2 protein-coding genes are annotated in these 2133 nt (G+C 38.9%); both read left to right on the plus strand.

The features are described from left to right. Positions 1–214: 214 nt before the first annotated feature. Positions 215–1225, plus strand: coding sequence for an ornithine carbamoyltransferase (argF, locus tag MRZ08_RS01315; RefSeq protein WP_297378403.1), 1011 nt, complete (start codon positions 215–217; stop codon positions 1223–1225). Between the two features lie 354 nt (positions 1226–1579). Further along, positions 1580–2133: ABC transporter substrate-binding protein (locus MRZ08_RS01320; protein ID WP_297378407.1), on the plus strand; the 554-nt coding region annotated here is incomplete at its 3' end.

The following is a 2133-nucleotide window of genomic DNA, read 5'->3' on the forward strand; positions in this document are numbered from 1 at the left end:
GTTTTTTCATTTGTCCCTGCTGGTGTTTTCGGCCATATTCCCTCTCTGTACAACTGAACACATTCTTTTTTGTATTCATAGCTATATTTCATAAAAATACCCTCCTTACTGGTTTGTCCAGTAAAGAGGGTACATATCAGACCTCGCCTCGGCGGGGTTTTTTCATCCTAATAACAAATCAAAAATAAGGTATATTAAAACAAAGGAGAAATATATGGAAATTGATTTACGAAGTAGGAACTTTCTTGCTATGCAAGATTTTTCTGAGGAGGAGATTTTATATCTTATAGATTTGGCGGCTGAGTTTAAGAAGCTTAAGAAGGAGAAAAGAGCTCACAAGTATCTTGATGGGCAAAACCTAATCCTTCTTTTCGAGGAAGCTTCTACCAGGACCAGGACTTCCTTTGAGGTTGCAGCATTTGATTTGGGGATGGGAGTAAGCCTTATAAATTCAAACTCAAGTAAGCTCGGCGAGAAGGAATCTATCGAAGATAGTATTAATGTCTTCGACCGCTATTACGACGGCATAGTCTACAGGGGAAATAAGCAGGATATGCTGGAAAAACTCGTGAAGATGACGGAAGTTCCAATCTATAACGCCATGACAGAAAAGACCCATCCAAGCCAGATGATTTCAGATATGCTTACCATAAGGGAAAAGTTCGGCTATCTTAAGGGACTTAATCTACTATATCTAGGATACCCTGGAGATATTATGCCTAACTCCTTATCCATAACCTGTGCTAAGCTTGGAATAAATTTCACTGCAGCAGGTCCAAGGAAATACTTCCCCAAGGAAGATTTTATAAGGCTTTCTAAGGATTTTGCCAAAGAGAGTGGGTCCCAGATTACTTATACAGAAGATTTGAATTTAGCTTTAGGAAAGGCTGACATAATCTATACTGATATGTGGATAGCCCTAACAGAGGTAGACCATGTCCCTATAGAAAGGATTATGGATCTTTACCCTTATAGAGTCGATAGGAAGGTGATGGATAAGACAAAGGATACTACGATATTTATGCATTGTTTGCCAGCCTTCCACGATACAAAATCCAAGCTTGCCCAAAAGGTTTTAGCCAAACTTCCTAAGGATATGGACTTCGATGGGATGGAAGTTACTGACGAAGTCTTTAGATCAGAGAAGTCTATGGTCTTCGATCAGACAGAAAATAGGATACCAGCAGTTAAGGCAATATTGTATTCAACTTTGAAATATGAGTAATTATATACTTTAACAAATAATTTATCAATAATATTTGACAAAGTCCATTTGAGCATGTATTATCTAGTTAAAGAATAAATGTGATTACAGAAAGATAGTTTATATGAATTACCTAAGAGAAAAGACGGTTGGTGCAAGTCTTGTAAGGAGTATCTACTTATTCCCTCTGTATGCAGAATAGCCGAATCTAGTAAGCTATTACGGAAGCTACCGTTATCAGAAGCAAGGAGTTGATAGACTCTTGTCAAGGTAATCTTTAGATTATGAAATTAGGTGGTACCACGAACACACTCGTCCTATATAGGGCGAGTTTTTTTGTTAGATAAAAGTCTATCGGAAATTATGGAGGATAATATGAAAATCAAAAAAATTTTAGGACTAATGTTGGCTATGACCCTACTAGGCTCTTGTGGAAACAAGGAGAGCGGGACAGAAAAAAGCACTGGAGAAGGATCCAGCGATAAGGCAAAGATAGGAATTGTACAAATTGCAGATCACCCTTCCTTGGATGCGGCAAGAGAAGGCTTTATAGAAAAATTGGATAGCGAAAATATTTCCTATGAGCTGATAGATCACAGGGCAAACGGAGACCTTGCCCTAATCCCACAATTTGCGACAGACCTTAAGAATAAAGATGTTGACTTAATCTATACCATAGGCACACCAGCAGCCCAAGGAGTGGCCAATACCATAAAGGATAAGCCTGTTTTATTCGCAGCAGTAACGGACCCAGAAGGGGCAGGACTTAGCGGAGAAAATACTACAGGAGTATCTGATTATGTAGAAGCAGGAAAGCTTATAGATGACTTCCTAAGCCTATATCCAGACACCAAGGTATTCGGCACAATGTATAATACCAACGAGCAAAACTCCCAAGTTCAAATCGAAGCCTTGGAAAAGGCCCTAGA

It is taken from the genome of Anaerococcus sp., from assembly GCF_022770135.1.
GTDB lineage: Bacteria > Bacillota > Clostridia > Tissierellales > Peptoniphilaceae > Anaerococcus.

Coding starts and splice junctions, on each gene's coding strand:
- argF (WP_297378403.1), top strand. CDS start 215: ATGGAAATTGATTTACGAAGTAGGAACTTTCTTGCTATGCAAGATTTT.